General features: G+C 31.3%; 15 protein-coding genes and 1 tRNA gene. 11 read left to right on the top strand and 5 right to left on the bottom strand.

The window, feature by feature from the left end:
* Nucleotides 1-313 precede the first annotated feature (313 nt).
* From QMG60_RS08695 to QMG60_RS08685, 3 genes are all read left to right on the top strand, one after another.
* Nucleotides 314-1,453 (top strand): hypothetical protein, encoded by a 1,140-nt coding sequence (locus QMG60_RS08695; RefSeq protein WP_281867499.1) that lies wholly within the window; start codon nt 314-316, stop codon nt 1,451-1,453.
* Between the two features lie 9 nt (nt 1,454-1,462).
* A complete protein-coding gene (locus QMG60_RS08690; protein ID WP_281867498.1) occupies nt 1,463-2,056 on the top strand; it encodes a hypothetical protein in 594 nt (197 codons plus the stop codon).
* 824 nt (nt 2,057-2,880) lie between these two features.
* Nucleotides 2,881-3,975: an exopolyphosphatase gene (locus QMG60_RS08685; RefSeq protein WP_281867497.1), complete on the top strand. Its 1,095-nt coding sequence runs from the start codon at nt 2,881-2,883 to the stop codon at nt 3,973-3,975.
* 73 nt (nt 3,976-4,048) lie between these two features.
* Here the strand turns inward: QMG60_RS08685 and QMG60_RS08680 are convergent, their stop codons facing one another.
* Nucleotides 4,049-4,294 carry a hypothetical protein gene (locus QMG60_RS08680; protein WP_057117114.1) on the bottom strand — a complete coding sequence of 82 codons (246 nt, stop codon included), beginning with the start codon at nt 4,292-4,294 and terminating at the stop codon, nt 4,049-4,051.
* 288 nt (nt 4,295-4,582) lie between these two features.
* Here QMG60_RS08680 and QMG60_RS08675 point away from each other — a divergent pair, with 288 nt between their 5' ends.
* Nucleotides 4,583-5,842, top strand: coding sequence for a putative DNA modification/repair radical SAM protein (locus tag QMG60_RS08675; RefSeq protein ID WP_281867496.1), 1,260 nt, complete (start codon nt 4,583-4,585; stop codon nt 5,840-5,842).
* Between the two features lie 5 nt (nt 5,843-5,847).
* Nucleotides 5,848-6,630, top strand: a complete 783-nt coding sequence (locus QMG60_RS08670; protein WP_281867494.1) for a TIGR03915 family putative DNA repair protein — start codon at nt 5,848-5,850, stop codon at nt 6,628-6,630.
* 6 nt (nt 6,631-6,636) lie between these two features.
* Here the strand turns inward: QMG60_RS08670 and QMG60_RS08665 are convergent, their stop codons facing one another.
* A complete protein-coding gene (locus tag QMG60_RS08665) occupies nt 6,637-8,103 on the bottom strand; it encodes a glycoside hydrolase family 130 protein (protein WP_057117116.1) in 1,467 nt (488 codons plus the stop codon).
* Between the two features lie 204 nt (nt 8,104-8,307).
* Between QMG60_RS08665 and QMG60_RS08660 the strand changes: the two genes are divergently transcribed.
* Both QMG60_RS08660 and QMG60_RS08655 read left to right on the top strand, forming a co-directional pair.
* A complete protein-coding gene (locus QMG60_RS08660; RefSeq protein ID WP_134139527.1) occupies nt 8,308-8,847 on the top strand; it encodes a helix-turn-helix domain-containing protein in 540 nt (179 codons plus the stop codon).
* Between the two features lie 88 nt (nt 8,848-8,935).
* Nucleotides 8,936-9,874 carry a hypothetical protein gene (locus QMG60_RS08655; RefSeq protein WP_281867493.1) on the top strand — a complete coding sequence of 313 codons (939 nt, stop codon included), beginning with the start codon at nt 8,936-8,938 and terminating at the stop codon, nt 9,872-9,874.
* Nucleotides 9,875-9,901: 27 nt separating this feature from the next.
* On the opposite strand, the gene QMG60_RS08650 is transcribed toward QMG60_RS08655, so the two are convergent.
* Complete coding sequence (locus QMG60_RS08650; RefSeq protein WP_281867492.1) at nt 9,902-10,147, bottom strand: hypothetical protein; 246 nt, start codon at nt 10,145-10,147, stop codon at nt 9,902-9,904.
* Between the two features lie 406 nt (nt 10,148-10,553).
* Between QMG60_RS08650 and QMG60_RS08645 the strand changes: the two genes are divergently transcribed.
* From QMG60_RS08645 to QMG60_RS08630, 4 genes are all read left to right on the top strand, one after another.
* Entirely contained in the window at nt 10,554-11,102 is a 549-nt protein-coding gene (locus QMG60_RS08645; protein WP_281867491.1) for a DUF4494 domain-containing protein, read from the top strand.
* A gap of 202 nt (nt 11,103-11,304) precedes the next feature.
* A complete protein-coding gene (locus QMG60_RS08640) occupies nt 11,305-12,837 on the top strand; it encodes a glycosyltransferase family 39 protein (protein WP_281867490.1) in 1,533 nt (510 codons plus the stop codon).
* A complete protein-coding gene (locus QMG60_RS08635) occupies nt 12,830-13,354 on the top strand; it encodes a DUF4269 domain-containing protein (RefSeq protein ID WP_281867488.1) in 525 nt (174 codons plus the stop codon). Before QMG60_RS08640 ends, QMG60_RS08635 begins: the two co-directional genes overlap by 8 nt.
* A 91-nt stretch (nt 13,355-13,445) precedes the next feature.
* A tRNA-Met gene (locus QMG60_RS08630) sits at nt 13,446-13,518 on the top strand.
* Between the two features lie 206 nt (nt 13,519-13,724).
* On the opposite strand, the gene QMG60_RS08625 is transcribed toward QMG60_RS08630, so the two are convergent.
* Nucleotides 13,725-15,893 (bottom strand): peptidase domain-containing ABC transporter, encoded by a 2,169-nt coding sequence (locus tag QMG60_RS08625; protein ID WP_134139522.1) that lies wholly within the window; start codon nt 15,891-15,893, stop codon nt 13,725-13,727.
* Nucleotides 15,894-15,900: 7 nt separating this feature from the next.
* On the bottom strand, nt 15,901-17,043 hold the full coding sequence (locus QMG60_RS08620) for an HlyD family efflux transporter periplasmic adaptor subunit (protein WP_281867486.1): 1,143 nt from the start codon (nt 17,041-17,043) through the stop codon (nt 15,901-15,903).
* Nucleotides 17,044-17,085: the final 42 nt, after the last annotated feature.

The following is a 17,085-nucleotide window of genomic DNA, read 5'->3' as shown; positions in this document are numbered from 1 at the left end:
TTATTTATTATAATTCTATCAGTTTTAGAATAAGTTTTAATTAAAATGATGATTTATAAAAAAATATTACAACAGAATTTGTACATCGAAATGAAGTCAATGGACGATACAAGGATAAAACTTGAGCAATAGATCATTTTTTTGTAATTGCCGAGAGTTATCGATAAATTGAAAACCCTTAAATTTAATTTAAATGAAATCAAAAATATAAAAAGATGCTTAAGAAACTAAACTTTTAATTCGTTACGGTTTCACGTAAGGTTTTTTAGAATTAAACTTACAATTTTGTATCGAAACTTAAAATAAAAATTAAATGAAAGCAATTACAAAAATGTTAAAAGCCTTTGTGCTCTTAAGCTTTTTACTTTTAATTACAAACTGTGTTACAGATGAAGCAGATCAACAATTAATTAATCAATCAACAAACGATGTTAAAGTTTGGTATGACGCCCATCAAGCTGAGTATACGTCTACTATTTTAAAATTTGCTTCTGTTTTAAAATGGGACGATGCTATTATTACAGAGGGGACTGAAGGTCAAGTAGTTGAAATACCTTTTGAACTTGAAAAGAATTTAAGCTCCACTAATGAAAAAGGTAATTTATACAATGACCACCACCGATTGATGTTTATAAAAGATGGTCAAAATAAATTTAAAGTTTACTACGTTCAAATATTTACAAATGATGAAAATTCTAAAGTATTAGATAAAAATTATAATTATTATAATATTAATGATAATTTTGATGGTAAAGTTTTTGTGCAAGATTTAGCTACTAAAAAAACAGTTAAGCTAATTTTTAAAAATGGTAAAGAGGTAAAACTTTCTTTAACATCAAAAATGCGAGAAGAACAAGTAGACTGTGTTTGGTATGGTTACTGGTACGGGGATGGGCATTTTGAACCAATTGGTTTAGTTTACTGTGAAGGTGCTGGCCCTGTAGATGACGAACCAAATCCGGGTTACGGCGGTAGAGGAACTAGTCCATCGACTCCATCACCACCAAGTATAGAAGATGATGCACCGCCAAGTTGCGCGAGTTTTAATTTTGTGAATACCACATCTTTATGGCAAACGGCATTAGTTAAAAATATTACTTTTAGAATTGTATTATTGGATGAAACGGGCGCACATATCATACATTCAATTAGTTATCCACAACCAATTTCATTTGGTATGCCAACTAATCATAGCGTTGGTGGCACTAATATTACAGCGGGTATTGCAGCAACTTTAAGTGCACAAGCTCTTAAAATTTCAATGCAAGAAGTTGTTAATATGTATGGATCAAAATATGTATCAGAAATGGTAGTTGACCAGTATTTTAGAGAAAGATTAGCTAATAATTATCCATTAGTAACATCTGGTGGTAGAGTAAATTTCAATTCGACAGAAAACTTACCAGCGACAAATTATCAAACAACGTTATTATTTTCGGATGATTGCGAATAAATTTGACTTATGATTGAAAATGTTTTAAAAAATTTGGTATATACCTTTTATCCCAAAAATATATCTTTTGAAAAAGAGCGTGAAAAATACATTGCTTCCACGGAATATACTAATTTAGCTACCATATTAAATAAATTCGAGAAAGAATACAAAGAGGTCTTTTCAAAAAAAATTCTCAGTGAATTTCAAAACGACTATACTTTAAAGAATTTTCAAGATTTTACCCTATTTAACTATGGTGATAAGTGTATGACTTTTAATTTTACTTATATTGAAAATGGTCAATTGTACACGGTGTCATTACTAATTAGTGTTATAATTCCTTACTATGCTATTAAAGTTCAGAAGAATATTATTGAATTATTTCATTCAGAAAATAGAATAGCTGAGATTGAAAAGGCTAATAATGAAGTAAGAACACTAAAAGAAATAATAATCGATTTAGAACAAATCGTTGAAAGTAGATTTTTATATAATAAATTTCCAAATGAAATGCTTAATATTATTGTCGATGATATCTGTTTTCAAGAAGCTGGTTTTGGATACTTTAAGCTTTTTAATGCTTTTTTTAATAATCTAATAATGAATGAAAATGAAAAATAATTTTTTAATATTTTTAACAATCGGCATATTACTTTTTGTTTTCCTGTATTTCTCTGATTTCTACTTTAATTTAAATATTGGCGACACTTATTATGTTGTAAATTATTTTTATGTAGCACTTCTTTTTTTAATATTGGGGAGTGTTTTATTTTTGGCAAAATGGTTAAAAAAAAGAAAAACTTTTTAACTTATTTCCTTAAACCTCAAATAAATTTGAGGTTTATTTTATTAAAAAAAACACCCTTTACAAAAGTTCCTTTTTGATATAATGTAGCAAAAAAATTTCTATACATGTTAATATTTAAAAGTGAAAGAGTGTGGAAAACACTATAAAATCATAATACAAAGCAAGTAAACAGCAAGACATGTGTTATAATTTACAATTTATTAATACGTATGGACATATTATACATAATCTCCAATTAACTAGTTAAATTATTAAATACTTCCCGCTACTAAGACAAAAGTTTCAGATTTCTCTTAAGCTTTTTTATTATACAAAAATCACTAAGCCCGCTCATTCTCTCCTACCATTTTACTCTAATAAATTGATTTCTATTGTGATATAAAATCTTGTTTAACGTCTAAAATATCGTCTTTTAATATAAAACCACAAACTTCCAAGCATAGTAATAAAACTTAATAATTAAATAATATGTTTTCTTACTAACTGACTTTAAATTAGTAAATGTTTTTATAAATTTGCGATCCTGTAATGAAACCTGATTTTTTAAATAGAAAATTATGACTTTCACACAAATACCACCAAAATCACTTTAAAGTCTTTATTCGAAAACAAATAATATAATCACAATTACAATACAATGCTTAAAAAAAACAAACCCCAAGTTCTATTTTTTATTCTTTTAAATTTATTTTTTACGCTTAATTCATTTTCTCAAAAAAGCATTTATGCCGGAATTGAAATCGGCCGTAGGGCTATAAAAGTTTCTGTTCTCGATGTAAGTAACATTAAAAAAGCCGATTATAAAATCCTTTCTTTCTGGACAGAAAGAATTCCTTTTGCCGATCATATTGCTGCTTCTGGCGAACTTACTCAAGATGACATCACTAAAACTAGTGTTATTGTTGTTGATCAATTAAAGAAAATAAGAGCCGAGTATAAAATTCATGAAGAAAACATTTTTATTGTTGCTGCTCCAGTTTTTCAATCTGCACGAAATATTGATGTTTTAAAAAACAAAATCTTTTCTCTTAACAATAAAGAATTAGAAGTGCTAGATGCAAACGAAGAAGCAAAAACTTTAGTTAAAGGTGCTATTCCTCCTGTTGATTATGCAAATGCTTTCCTTCTTGACATTGGAGCTCAAACTACTAAAGGCGGTTACATTGATGAGCTTAAAGACAACAAATTAGAGTTTATTCCTTTAGCATTAGATTTTGGTACAATGACACTTACTGATGCTGTAGAAAAAACGGTTGTAAATAAAAGTCAAGTAAATGATATGTCGACTTATCAAGAAAAATCTTTTGACTTTAACCCAATTCTACGTAAGAAGACAAAAGAAATGTTTGATGCAAATCCTCCTTTAGAAAAAAAGGATAAACTATATTTATCTGGCGGAGCTGTCTGGGCATTTTCGACACTATATTATAACGAAAACGTTAAGGAACATTATATTACATTAAGTTTACAAGACGTAATTGATTACGATGCCGTTCTAAAGAATAACTTTAGCAAGTTTACAAACTTGGCAAAAACGAATAAAGAAGCTGCGAGAGTTTTAAGCACTTACGACCAAAAATACCTTATTTCTGCAAACAACATTCTAGTGACTTGTCTAGAAAGTATTCCAAATTTAGCAGCAAAGAAAATATACTTTGTAAAAGAAGGACAAGTAACTTGGCTGATCTCTTACATTGCAGATCGTTCTAAAAAAGTAAATACAAATTTCTAAAAAGTATCTTTCACTTATACAAAAGCTTCAGAGAAATCTGGAGCTTTTTTTATTCGATTCCTTAACCAACAAATCAAGCAGCTTTTTTTACCCTGCGTTTTTTCTTCTCTAAAAGTTGGAGATTATTTTCGGCACAAAGAATCTTTTCTGTTGTACCATTTTTTTGAATTTCAATCAAATAATGAAAATCTCTTTCTTTTGAAGCAGATCTTATTATAAGTCCTTTTTTAAAATCCATTTTTCTTTCGATCACTGTTCCCTTATAAGATATTCCACTCAATGCAGTGTAGGTTACATCTTGTCCTTGTATAAATTTCATCGTTTTAGCTATTCGGTTTATTATTCGCTAATACTAGTAAAAATCAATCATTAAGGGGGTTTGATTAATTTTTATACTGTTGCGCAATATAAAGACATTGAAAAAACTGCAGCTGCGTATTTATACCTGTTTTCGGATTATGAATGTTAATTTTTCAGAATAGATATTTACTTATCTGCTCAAAAATTGATACAATTTAGAACAGCTATTTTCGAGTCATTTTTGAGTCAAATGAGTAGTTTTGAAGGTGATAAATTTCATTTCAAACAACAAATAAACAAGATCAAAATGGTACATGAAAGAGTGATGGAGAAATTGGCGATCTTAGCAGATGCAGCCAAATATGATGTTTCTTGTTCTTCAGGTCAGAGCAATCGCAAGAATAAAAATAAAGGATTAGGAGACGCTTCTGCAAATGGAATCTGCCATGCATTTACCGAAGACGGCCGCTGTGTGGCTCTGCTTAAAATTTTATTGACCAACCATTGCATTTTTGATTGTGCTTATTGTGTCAGCCGAAAAAGTAATGATATAAAACGAGCTGCCTTTACGGTTCAAGAAGTTGTCAATCTTACAATTGGTTTTTATAGAAGAAATTATATCGAAGGATTATTCTTGAGTTCGGGTATTTTTGATAATCCCGATTATACAATGGAACGTCTGGTTAGAATAGCGAAAAAATTACGGCTGGAAGAAAATTTTAACGGCTATATTCATTTAAAAGCTATTCCAGGCGCCAGTGACGAATTACTAAAAGAGGCTGGACTTTATGCAGATCGTTTGAGCGTAAATGTAGAAATGCCGACTGAACAAAGTTTGAAACTGCTTGCGCCAGATAAAAATCACATCGATGTACTTAAACCGATGGAATATCTTAAAAATGAAATTGTAGGCTACAAAGAAGAGAAAAAATTAAACTATAAAGCACCGCTTTTTGCGCCTGCAGGCCAAAGTACGCAAATGGTTATTGGCGCCACAAAAGAAAATGATCTCGAAATTTTAGGCATGGCCAATTATTTCTACGAAAAAATGAATATGCGCCGCGTTTACTATTCTGGATATGTACCCATAAGCTACGACAATCGACTTCCTGCAATTGGCACACCAGTACCTATGATTCGGGAAAATCGTTTGTATCAAGCCGATTGGTTAATTCGCTATTACGGATTTAATGTAAATGAAATTGTTGGTTTCGATCAGCCAAATCTGGATCTCGATGTCGATCCGAAATTGGGCTGGGCTTTACGAAATCTAGATCAATTTCCTGTTGATATTAATACCGCAGATTTAGAATTAATTCAGCGTATTCCAGGAATAGGATTTTTGAGTGCTAAGAAAATTGTTGCCGCCCGACAGTTTAAAAAACTCCAGCCGCAAGATTTAAAAAAATTAGGAATTGCTTATAATCGCTCTAAATTTTTTCTAGCATTTGCATCTCCTTTTTATCTGCAGAAAGATTTGACTTCTGTTCAAATAAAAAATCAGATTTTAAATTTACAAAACAGTAAATACCAAAATAATTTTTCTAACCAGCTGGCTTTATTTTAATTATAATGACACAAGTAATTTATGACGGAAGTTATGAAGGCTGGCTTACAGCTGTTTTTGAAGTTTATGAATATAAGCTCGAAGATGTAATTTTTGCTAAAAAAGAAGTTTCAAATGTTTTACTTTTTTCAAATACTCATTTTGTAACGACAGATAACAATAAAGCCAATCGAGTTTTAAATGGTCTACAAAAAAAACTTTCGACCAGTGGTTTTACGAACCTTTATTATGCTTTTTTATCAGAATTGAATCAGATTGACGAAACCTTATTTCGATTTGTGCAATATGTGTTTTCAAGTTCACAAAACATCGAACAAGATTTTAGCAATAATGATGTTCTCAATGTTAGAAAGGCTACACATTTAACTGGAAAAGAAAGTCATAGAATGAAAGCTTTTGTTCGTTTTAAACTAACTAAGGATGAATTGTATTATGCAATTGTCGAACCCGACTGCAATGTTTTGCCGATTATAGAAAATCATTTTAAAAACCGTTACGCAGACCAGCGCTGGCTTATTTATGATGCAAAACGTAAATATGGCATTTATTATGACCTGGAAAATGTCTCAACTGTCGAATTAACGTTTGATTCGAAAATTTCTTCATCCCAATTTTTAGCTGAAATAGCCGATGAGGATGAAGAATTTTTTCAAAATTTATGGCGCAATTATTTCACAAGCGTTAACATTGAATCGAGAAAGAACACGAAACTTCATATCAAACATATGCCCAAGAGATATTGGAAGAATTTGATAGAGAAAATTCCAGATCTTAAAAATAAGCGTTAAACACTCTTATTTACTATTCTTAAGCGCATCCAGCAATTCGGCCAAATTAACTACACCATAAGTAGAACAATAATCTGATACTGCATAAGGTAGTATTAAACTATCGTTATGAATAATGGCACCGCAGGAATATACCACATTTGGCACATATCCCTCGCGCTCATCTTCTAATGGAGAAAGCAATGGTTCTGTAAGTCTTCCTATTTCTTTAGAAGGATCGTCGAGATCAAACAATGAAGCTCCAATACAATAACGTCTCATTGTACCTACGCCATGCGTAATTACAAGCCAGCCTTCTTCTGTCCACAACGGCGAACCGCAATTTCCAATCTGAGTCAATTCCCACGTATAACGAGGTTCCTGCAAAAGAATTGGCGTATTCCATTGTGTTGCACGATCAGAATACATGATATAATTATTTACACCGTCTATTCTGGCAAGCATGGCATATTTACCTTTAATTTTTCTCGGAAACAAAGCTAGATTTTTATTCTGAGCGCCAACACCATGAAGAGGCATGACTCTAAAACTGTAAAAATCTTCGGTCGAAATAAGTTTCGGCAATATTGTATGTCCGTTATAAGCGGTATAAGTTGCCATTACACGAACAGAATCATCATCGTCTACAAAACGTACAAAACGAGCATCTTCTATTCCTCGGCTTTCAGAATCAGAAATTGGAAAAATTACACGTTCTGTAATATCAGAATCGTGCTTGAATTGTATGTCGTAAAACGAATTCGCCAGCCACAATATTTCCTGTAATGCAGTTTTTCTCTCTTCACGAATAATAGGATCACTCAAAGCTGTGTTTAGCATATTTTTGAGAATCGCAAATTCAAATTCATCTGGGAGGTCCTGCATAATCTGGGTAATATATTTATCCGTCGTATGCATTTCTGTCAATTTCGTTAAAAATCTTTCCTTATTAAATAAAGTCTTATGTTCGATTTCGGCTTTATCAATATGGTTTCCAATTTTCATGATATGCAGATTATTGTCTCTGTCCAAGATTCCTCTTCTAAAAACAATAGACGAAATATGACCTTCGCCAGTTGCACGAAAAGAAATTACGACACGTTTTTCGCCTGCTTCCAAACCTGTTTGGTCAAAATCTTCTACAATTGAAGGATTGAAAATTGCCGCAGATTCAATTGCATATTCCATTGTGCAATATGATCCAATAAGCATTTTTCGATCAAGAGACATTGCCTCATAATCAATTTTCATTTCTTCAATAATAGGTCTTATTCGTTCGCAATGTCTAAAGAAAACTGCAGAGATGTTTCTATGACGTCTCGCAAATTCTCGCAGTGTTTGTTCTAAAGTTTGTAAAACTTGTTTTTCGTCCAACATCATTATCCGAAGTACCATCTGTTGGGTTCGTTCGTACCCGTTCATAAAATATCGGGCGACAACTCTTCTCGAATCTGGTGTAAATTTTATATTTTTTCGGACTACTGATACTCGCATAAGTTTATTTTTGGTTAAAGTAAATCTTTCTTAATACATAACAAGTTAATAATTTTGTTAAAGAAAAACGATTAAATTTTTATTAAACTTTTCTATTTCTGTTATGCGTAGTTAAAAATGTTAAAGGAAAATAAGGAATTAAATCGCCGGTGATCAAAACTTTTTTCTATTTTCGTCAGCAAACTTCCAAAGCAATTTATAAGAATGAAGAATAAAGTCAAAATTTTGAGAGAGGAAAAAAACATGACTCAAAATGAACTTGCCGAAAAATCTGGACTTTCATTGCGAACTATTCAGAGAATTGAAGCAGGAAATATTCTTAAAGGATTTACTTTAAAAACAATTGCACAGTCTTTAGAAACTGAACCCGAAAATCTAATTGCTACAAAAGAAAACAGCGAAATTGAAAGGGCCAAATTAATTAATCTTTCTGCTTTAAGCGGATTTATTATACCATTCGGAAGTATTATTTTCCCTTTAATTTTAACTTACAAAACCAAAGACTTTAAAAACAGAGAACTTGGAAAACAAATCATCTCCATTCAAATCTTTCTGAGTCTTATACTTTCGTTTTTAATGATCTTGAGTCCGTTCATTCAAAAAGCATTTTCTATAGAATTTCCTCTTTTTCTGGTTCCGTTAATTGTAATTCTCTCCTTAAAATTAGTTGTTGTTATATTAAACGGAATTAGTTTAAACCAAAAACAAAGATTAGCTATTAAACTAAAACACAACTTCTTATAGTTAAAGTCATAAAACTGACGTAAAAATGTCGCCTAGTTTTTTCACCAAAATCGGAAACTAAATCCGAATGTTGCAGAAAAAACAAACCATGAAATTATTTAAGAAAATTGCAATTATTAGTGTAACAATTATTGTTTTGTCATTATTTGGAGGATATCTTTACTTTCAAAAGAAATTTACACCACCAGAAAACTACCTGAATGTTTCTGGAACAGCAGAAAATATTCCGACAAGATGGATTTCTACAAATGAAAACTCACATGCTGCTCTGCTTCTGCCGATTAAATTAAATGGAATTGATAAGACATTTTACATGCAGTTAGATTCAGGTTCGCCAATTACTGTTTTCTACAAAAATTCTTTAGAATCAATTTCCGAAAAATTTCCTAATCGAATTAAAATCGATAATGAAAAAAATAAAATCTCAACAGGTTTTAAAATCGGAAATTTGAATGTTATTTCTTCTGATTTTGAAGTTTTAAATTATGGCAGTAAAATTGACTTTGACAATGCAAATGCCGAAAATATAATTGGAACAATTGGAACAGATTTATTAGAAAAAAGAATAACTGTTTTAGCTTTTAAGCATAACAAATGTTCTTTTATCGAAAAAATACAGGAAAATAATTTTATAGATTTTGAATTTAAAAAACGTAAAATCTTGATTCCTGCTAAGGTCGACAATGAAAATTTAAAATTATTGTATGATTCTGGAACAAGCGGTTACGAATTGATTACCACAAAAGAAACTTGGGAAAAGTACAAGTCCAAAACAAGCGCAATAAAAACTGAAAAAGGAAATTCTTGGGGTAATACTTTGGCTGTGTTCTCTGCTTCTGCCAATAAGAAAATACAATTTGGAAATGCATCCTTACCACTTTCAGAAGTTACTTATATTGAAGGTACATCAAAACTACAAAACTTTTTAATGAAACAATCAGGCATGCAGGGAATGATTGGAAATAAGCTTTTCCTTAATCATACTTTAATTTTAGATTGCAAAAACGAAAAATTTAAGCTGGAATAAAAATAAAATTTATCCATTAAAATAATTTTAAGAATTGATTTCGATAATTTCTTTGACGTTCTCGATAAACGCTTCGGTATCTTTAATTTCTTGTTTGATCGTTGAGTGATGATCTGATAAATTGTATTGTTCTATCATATCTTTTTTCATGTATTTTATCACCGATTCAAGACTTCGAGTATCGTTTTGATTTGCTTTTTTAAATTCACGATGTTTACTTTCGAGATATTTTAGTGTTTCGTTTAATCTTTGAACGTTTAATTTTCCTGTCATTGTATTCCTTAAATTATTAAAAAATAACAGCTAGAAATGTGGCAAAACTCAATATGCCCCAAAAACTAATACCATTCGAATTTACCTCACTCCTAGCCATTATCTTCTCACACTTACGTTCAAATTGACCATTTGGTTTGAGAATGACCTAGTTTTTTTATCAATTTAAAATTAAAGGCAAATAATTTATTGGCTTACAATAATTTAGAATCAAAAAATATTTTTGCAATTCTAAAATCCAAAAGAATGAATGTGATTACAAAGTATTTTTCCAAGCAAAAACACAACAATCAGAACATCAAAACATTATAAAAAACCATCCAAAATTGTGAATATCTATTTCAAGTTTTAACTATTTATTTTCATGTAAAATTTATCTTTGACATCCTTAAAAATTTAAAAAGAAATGAGCGCAGTTTGGTACGAATGCAAAGTAAAATATAGAAAAACAGATGAAACTGGAGGACAAAAAGTTTTAACCGAGCCCTATTTGGTTGATGCTTTGTCTTATACAGAAGCTGAAAAAAGAATGACTGAAGAAATGGCCGCCTATACTAGTGAAGAATTTAAAATCACAGCGATCAAAGTGGCAAACTATGCCGAAATTCATCCTTTTGAAAATGCGGACAGATGGTTTAAATCTAAAATCACTTTAATTGCTTATGATGAAGAAAGCGGTAAGGAAAGAAAAACAAGCATGTATATGCTGGTTCAGGCAAATGATGTTCGCGAGGCTTTTGACAACACACTTCATATAATGAAAAATACAATGGGCGAATATTCTATTCCGTCTATTTCAGAAACACCAATTATGGATGTTTTCCCTTATTTCAGTGGTGAAGAAGGCGAAACAGAAATGCTGGAAAGATTCAATACCTTAAAGGCTTCTAAACCTGAAAAAGCAGAAGCCGAAATTGTAGATCACATGGAATTTGAAACAGCAGAAGAGGAATAATTTTTTTTAATTTTCAAAAAAGAAATTCCAAATTCCACAAAAAGAAATTAATCTTTATAAAATAGCTTCAGAGAAATCTGGAGCTTTTTTTTATTTCTAAAACAACGAAACCCAAACCTTTTATAACAATCAAAATAAATATTATATTCGCTTTACGTTTGTACTGACAGAAAACCACTTACAACTAAAAACCAAAAACTTCATGACTAAAAAAACACTGATTTTAATTGGGTTTATTATTCTAAAATTTGTTTTGCAGTATGTTTTAATTAGTCCCGAATATGATTTGCAGCGCGACGAATATCTGCATTTGGATCAAGCACATCATTTGGCTTGGGGATATTTATCGGTTCCGCCGGTAACTTCATGGTTTTCGTATATTATTTTCCTTCTAGGGAATTCGGTTTTTTGGATCAAGTTCTTCCCTGCTCTATTTGGTGCGTTAACACTTCTTGTTGTCTGGAAAACTATAGAACTTTTAAAAGGAAATCTTTATGCATTAATTCTCGGAGCACTCGGAATTTTGCTTTCTTGTTTATTGCGCATCAATACGCTTTATCAGCCAAACTCTTTAGACATTTTATGCTGGACTGTATTTTATTACATTTTAATACAATACATAATTTCCGAAAAACCAAAATGGCTTTATTTTGCAGCAGTTGCGTTTGCTTTTGGTTTTCTAAACAAATACAATATTTTATTTCTCTTACTCGGATTAATTCCTGCCATTTTACTATCAAATCAGCGAAAAATAGTAGCGCAAAAAGAACTTTATTTTAGTTTGATTTTAGGGTTAATTTTAATTCTGCCTAATCTTCTTTGGCAATACAATAATCATTTTCCGATTGTACATCACATGAAAGAATTGGCAGAAACACAATTGGTAAATGTTAATCGTATCGGATTTTTGAAAGAACAAATTCTATTTTTTATCGGCTCTTTGTTTGTCATTTTTGGTGCACTTTATGCATTATTAGTTTACAAACCTTTTAAGAAGTATCAACTCTTTTTTGGAGCTTTTATTTTTACTCTTCTAATTTTTATCTACTTCAAAGCAAAAGCTTATTATGCAATTGGTTTATATCCAATTTATATTGCTTTTGGTGCTGTTTTTTTATCTGAAATTTTAAATAATGGATGGAAACGTTTTTTAAAACCTGTTTTTATTCTCATTCCATTATTACTTTTTATTCCAATGTATAATATTGCTTTTCCAAACAAAAGTCCAGAATATATTGTGGAGCATCCAGAAAAGTACAAAAAGCTGGGAATGCTACGCTGGGAAGACGGAAAAGACCATCATCTGCCTCAGGATTTTGCCGATATGCTGGGCTGGAAAGAATTGGCCAGAAAAACTGATTCAATTTACAATTTAGTGCCCAACAAAAAAGAAACTATTGTGCTTTGCGATAATTACGGACAAGCTGGAGCGATTAATTTTTATTCTAAAAAAGGAATTAAAGCCGTTTCCTTCAACGCTGATTATCTGCATTGGTTTGATCTTGATATTCAGTACAAAAACCTCATTCGTGTAAAGGATTATGACGAAAATAATGAAGAACTTAAAGAAACGAGTCCGTATTTTGAAACGGCTGCAATTGGTGGTCAAATAACAAATCGATATGCGAGAGAATACGGAACTACAATTTTTGTTTTCACGAATGCAAAAATCAATATCAATAAGAGGTTAGAGCAAGAAATCAACGAAGAAAAAAGCGACATTATAAATGATTGATTTCAAGGACATATCTTATTTAAAAACAGGAAACCCAAAACAGCAAGCCGCATTTCATATTTTAAATCAACATAAAGTTTTAGAAAATCTTGCTGACTTTGACCCTATTTTAGTGGGCACAATTCCAATAAATATCAATATTGAAAATAGTGATTTAGATATTCTCTGTTATTGGAAAAACAAATCTGAATTTATGGAGAAAATTAAAGATTTGTTCCAAAATGAAAGCAATTTTGCGATTCGAGAAGATCTCATTAACGAGCAAGAATCTGTTATTGCGAATTTCTTTATTGACGCTTTTGAAATCGAAATCTTCGGGCAAAATACTCCAACAGAACTTCAAAACGGATACAGACATATGGTTGTTGAAGATCAAATTCTTCGTTCCAAAGGCGAAAACTTCCGATTAGAAATCATTAAACTAAAAGAAAAAGGAATAAAAACCGAACCTGCATTTGGCTTGCTACTTGGCTTAACAGGAAATGTTTACGAGGAATTATTAGATTTTAAAATCTAACAAAAGCCCTGATTTTGAAAAATTATACTAAATAAAGTACAAAAATTATTTGCATAACCGTATTTAGTGTGTATCTTTGCACCCGAAACATCGCGGGATAGAGCAGTAGGCAGCTCGTCGGGCTCATAACCCGAAGGTCACAGGTTCGAGTCCTGTTCCCGCTACTAAGACAAAGCTTCAGAGAAATCTGGAGCTTTTTTTTGTTTTCTAACTTTAGCTGATATTTTTATATATGTTAGATTAACGAGTAAGAAAGAAGTATAAAGCTCTAAGAAACACAAAAAAAGTACGCAAAGTCAGTCCGCTGAAACTTTCAGGATTTCGCAGGTTTTCAACTGAACACTTTGAGGGAGCGGGAGAACTACAAACTTTAAACTAAACTCTGTTTTTTCCACAAGTCGAAGTATTTTTCTTTTTTCTCAAGTAAAACATGATGACTGCCTGATTCTACAATTTCACCATTCTGCATTACCATAATTTTGTCAGCATTTGAAATTGTACTTAAACGGTGAGCTATAATAATGATAGTCTTACCTTGTTTTTTAAAGTTGCTTATAGTTTCTCTAACAATCATTTCAGAACTTGTATCTAAGGCTGAAGTGGCTTCATCCATTAATAATATTTCAGGATCTTTATACAAAGCTCTTGCAATCGCGATTCTTTGCTTCTGCCCTCCAGATAGCATTGCTCCGTTTTCACCAATTTGGGTTTCAAAACCATTAGGCAACTTCTCAACAAATTCAATAATTCCCAATTGCTTTGACAAATCCAATATTCTTTGAATGTTAGGAAAAGAATCCCCTAATGCAATATTTTCTATAATATTTCCCGAGAATAAATTCAGCTGCTGCGGAATAACTCCAATAAGCTGTCTCAAACTTTTATAATGTATAAATTGAGTATCATAATCCCCAAGATATATTTTCCCTTCATTTATTGAATATAAATTTTGCAATAATGAAATCAATGTTGTTTTTCCACTGCCGCTTTCCCCTACTATTGCTGTTGTTTCATTTTTTCTAAATACAGCGTTAAACCCTTTAAAAACTTCCATTCTTGAACCATATCTAAAACTAACATTTTCAAATTTTATATCTCCGATATTTTCTCTTTGCATTTCAATTTTATTCTCTGTCTTTTCACGCTCCAAATCCATGATTTCAAAAAGCCTGTCAGCTGCAATAAGAGCATTTTGCGCTGTTTTATTCATCCCTATTAAAGACGCGACGGGCGAAGTAAAATAGCCTACCAAAGCATAAAAAGAGAATAATTCGCCTGGCGTAATAGCACCATCAATTACATAACCTGATCCTACCCACATAAGAATTACTGTAAATAAAGAAGCCAAAAATTGTGTAGAAGTGCCTGAAAAAATACTATTTAATCCTGATTTATAAGCTGTAAACAAAAGTTTGACAAATTTATTTTCGGTTTTTAGATTTGAAAATTCTTCTATTCCAAATTCTTTAACTGTTCTTATATGCGTGACGCTTTCAACCAATTGAGTCTGAAGCTCGGCTGCATTCTCCATTATGCTTCGTTCAACTTTCCTATTGAACCTATTGAGAATGAAATAAATTAAACCATAAAAAGGTACTACCCCTAAAATAATTAAAGCTAATTTCCAATGATAGGTAAACATCAAGGCGAATGAAAAAATGACAATAAAAACATTTACAATCATATCAATTGCTACTTCATTAATAAACGATCTGATTTTGACTGCATCATTAATTCTTGATGTAATTTCCCCTATTTGCATTGTGTCAAAAAAGCGCTGAGGCAAATGCAATAAATGTTTATAATAACCTAAAATTAACTTAGCATCTATTAGCTGTCCCGTTTTCAAAACAAAAATACTTTTTTGAGAACCAACAAATCCTTGCAGCAAAATTACACCAAGCATACAAACGCTTAGCAAATTAAGAAGTTTGCGATTGCCTTCTACCAAAATATAATCTGTAATCTTCTGGATATAAATAGACATTGCCAATCCTAAAACGGTAAATATTATTGCGCCAAACAATGCCTGAATTAAAATAGTTTTGTGAGGCTGGATCAGGTGCCAAAATCGAGTCAACGGTGATGTTTTTTCATCGTACGTTCTAAAGCTATCGTTTTGTGCAAAAAGTATTAAAACACCTGACCAGATCTTCTGAAACTCTTCAAAAGTGTACACTTCCATTTTCCCTACACCTGGATCCATCACCGTAATTTTGGACTGATTTTCAACTTTAGATTTTTCAACCCTGTAAATTACCACATAATGTTGCAGCTGTTGCTTTATAAAAACATGCGCAATTGCAGGCATTGGTATTTTATCTAAAGAATCTATTCCTCCCTTTACTCCTTTGGCTGTAAAACCCATTTTCTCAGCTGCTTCAATAATGCCAAGAACATTGGTGCCTCGTTTATCTGTATGTGCATATTGGCGAATTCGTGCTATTGGGAGATTAACCTTGTAATGATTTCCAATAGATACAAGACAAGCAGCGCCACAATCTTTAATATCATGTTGTTTTATTTTGATAGATGCCATTATAGTACTAATTCTCTATTGATAATTGTTTTGGGTTTAACCAGTCATCTACTTTGTCAAATAATAAATCAAACAAAGTTCTTCTGGTTATATAATAACGTGTAGTAAGTGTCATTCCTTTTGAAACCGCGGTTTTATATCCAGATCTAAGTTTCATTTCTGTTGAGGTTAATTCACTGCGAACTTTAAAAAAAGTCTGGTTTTCCTGAACAGAAATATTTCTGTCTATATCGATAACCTTCCCTTCAAGTAATCCCCATTGATTATAATTGAAAGCATCAAATTGAAATTTTACTTTCTGATTTTTATGAATAAGTCCAATATCACTTGGAGAAACCATGCTTTCGACAATTAAATGATCTAATGCTGAAATAGTTGCGATAGACTGAGATGCATTTAAAAAAGAACCTTTCTGTAAGCCTGAAAAATTCTCAATTGTTCCAGAAATTGGCGCAATGATAACATAATTTTGCTCTTCAACATTAATTTTTTCAATACTCCCGTTAAGATTTTTTATACGTTCTTCGAGATCTCTTTTTTGATTTTCCCAAGTTGACTTTTGCTCGCTTATGTAACTTTTCAGAGCTTCATTTGCCGAGCGCAATTCATACTCATATTTTTCATATTCTACTTTTGCAATAATATTTTTATCATATAAACCTTTATTTCTATTGAAATTTACAGTTGCCTGTGAGATCTTACTTTCTAATTCACTTTTACGGGATTGAAATTTTAAATATTCTTCTCTTGCAGTTGTCGTTTTTAAAGTAGTTGTTCTAGCAGATAAAATTGATTTTACATCTTCTAAAAGCTCTGTAACAGAATTAGACACTACATGCTGAGTATTTTTTTCTGTTTCTAGATTTTGTTTGGCAATTTTCAGCAGTATGTCTCCTTTCTGTACTACCTGATTATTTTTTAGATTAAGATATACTATACGTCCACTTACAATTGCAGTTACAGGAACATTATCCGTTGTACTGCGAACAATTCCGCGACTTTGACTGCTAATATCAACTTTAATGATGGGCAACAAAAACAATAAAATAATAATCGTCAAAACAACAATCAAGTAGATAGAAAAACTTCCGGTCTTGTTTTTTGAAACAAGATTTTCCAATGTATTTACTGTATCTGAACTAAAATTCATTTCATTTTAATATTAACGGAATTTGATAAAATATAAGGAATT

The organism is Flavobacterium sp. GSB-24, assembly GCF_027924665.1.
Lineage (GTDB): Bacteria > Bacteroidota > Bacteroidia > Flavobacteriales > Flavobacteriaceae > Flavobacterium.
The sequence above is the reverse complement of the archived record's forward strand: the minus strand, read 5'-3'. Positions and strand labels throughout refer to the sequence as shown.

What these genes read in the sequence shown, in the direction of transcription:
- QMG60_RS08660 (WP_134139527.1), top strand. Translation starts at nt 8,308, where the DNA reads ATGAAGAATAAAGTCAAAATTTTGAGAGAGGAAAAAAACATGACTCAA.
- QMG60_RS08645 (WP_281867491.1), top strand. Translation starts at nt 10,554, where the DNA reads ATGAGCGCAGTTTGGTACGAATGCAAAGTAAAATATAGAAAAACAGAT.
- QMG60_RS08695 (WP_281867499.1), top strand. Translation starts at nt 314, where the DNA reads ATGAAAGCAATTACAAAAATGTTAAAAGCCTTTGTGCTCTTAAGCTTT.
- QMG60_RS08690 (WP_281867498.1), top strand. Translation starts at nt 1,463, where the DNA reads ATGATTGAAAATGTTTTAAAAAATTTGGTATATACCTTTTATCCCAAA.
- QMG60_RS08685 (WP_281867497.1), top strand. Translation starts at nt 2,881, where the DNA reads ATGCTTAAAAAAAACAAACCCCAAGTTCTATTTTTTATTCTTTTAAAT.
- QMG60_RS08650 (WP_281867492.1), bottom strand. Translation starts at nt 10,147, where the DNA reads ATGACAGGAAAATTAAACGTTCAAAGATTAAACGAAACACTAAAATAT.
- QMG60_RS08665 (WP_057117116.1), bottom strand. Translation starts at nt 8,103, where the DNA reads ATGCGAGTATCAGTAGTCCGAAAAAATATAAAATTTACACCAGATTCG.
- QMG60_RS08620 (WP_281867486.1), bottom strand. Translation starts at nt 17,043, where the DNA reads ATGAATTTTAGTTCAGATACAGTAAATACATTGGAAAATCTTGTTTCA.
- QMG60_RS08635 (WP_281867488.1), top strand. Translation starts at nt 12,830, where the DNA reads ATGATTGATTTCAAGGACATATCTTATTTAAAAACAGGAAACCCAAAA.
- QMG60_RS08675 (WP_281867496.1), top strand. Translation starts at nt 4,583, where the DNA reads ATGGTACATGAAAGAGTGATGGAGAAATTGGCGATCTTAGCAGATGCA.
- QMG60_RS08655 (WP_281867493.1), top strand. Translation starts at nt 8,936, where the DNA reads ATGAAATTATTTAAGAAAATTGCAATTATTAGTGTAACAATTATTGTT.
- QMG60_RS08680 (WP_057117114.1), bottom strand. Translation starts at nt 4,294, where the DNA reads ATGAAATTTATACAAGGACAAGATGTAACCTACACTGCATTGAGTGGA.
- QMG60_RS08670 (WP_281867494.1), top strand. Translation starts at nt 5,848, where the DNA reads ATGACACAAGTAATTTATGACGGAAGTTATGAAGGCTGGCTTACAGCT.
- QMG60_RS08625 (WP_134139522.1), bottom strand. Translation starts at nt 15,893, where the DNA reads ATGGCATCTATCAAAATAAAACAACATGATATTAAAGATTGTGGCGCT.
- QMG60_RS08640 (WP_281867490.1), top strand. Translation starts at nt 11,305, where the DNA reads ATGACTAAAAAAACACTGATTTTAATTGGGTTTATTATTCTAAAATTT.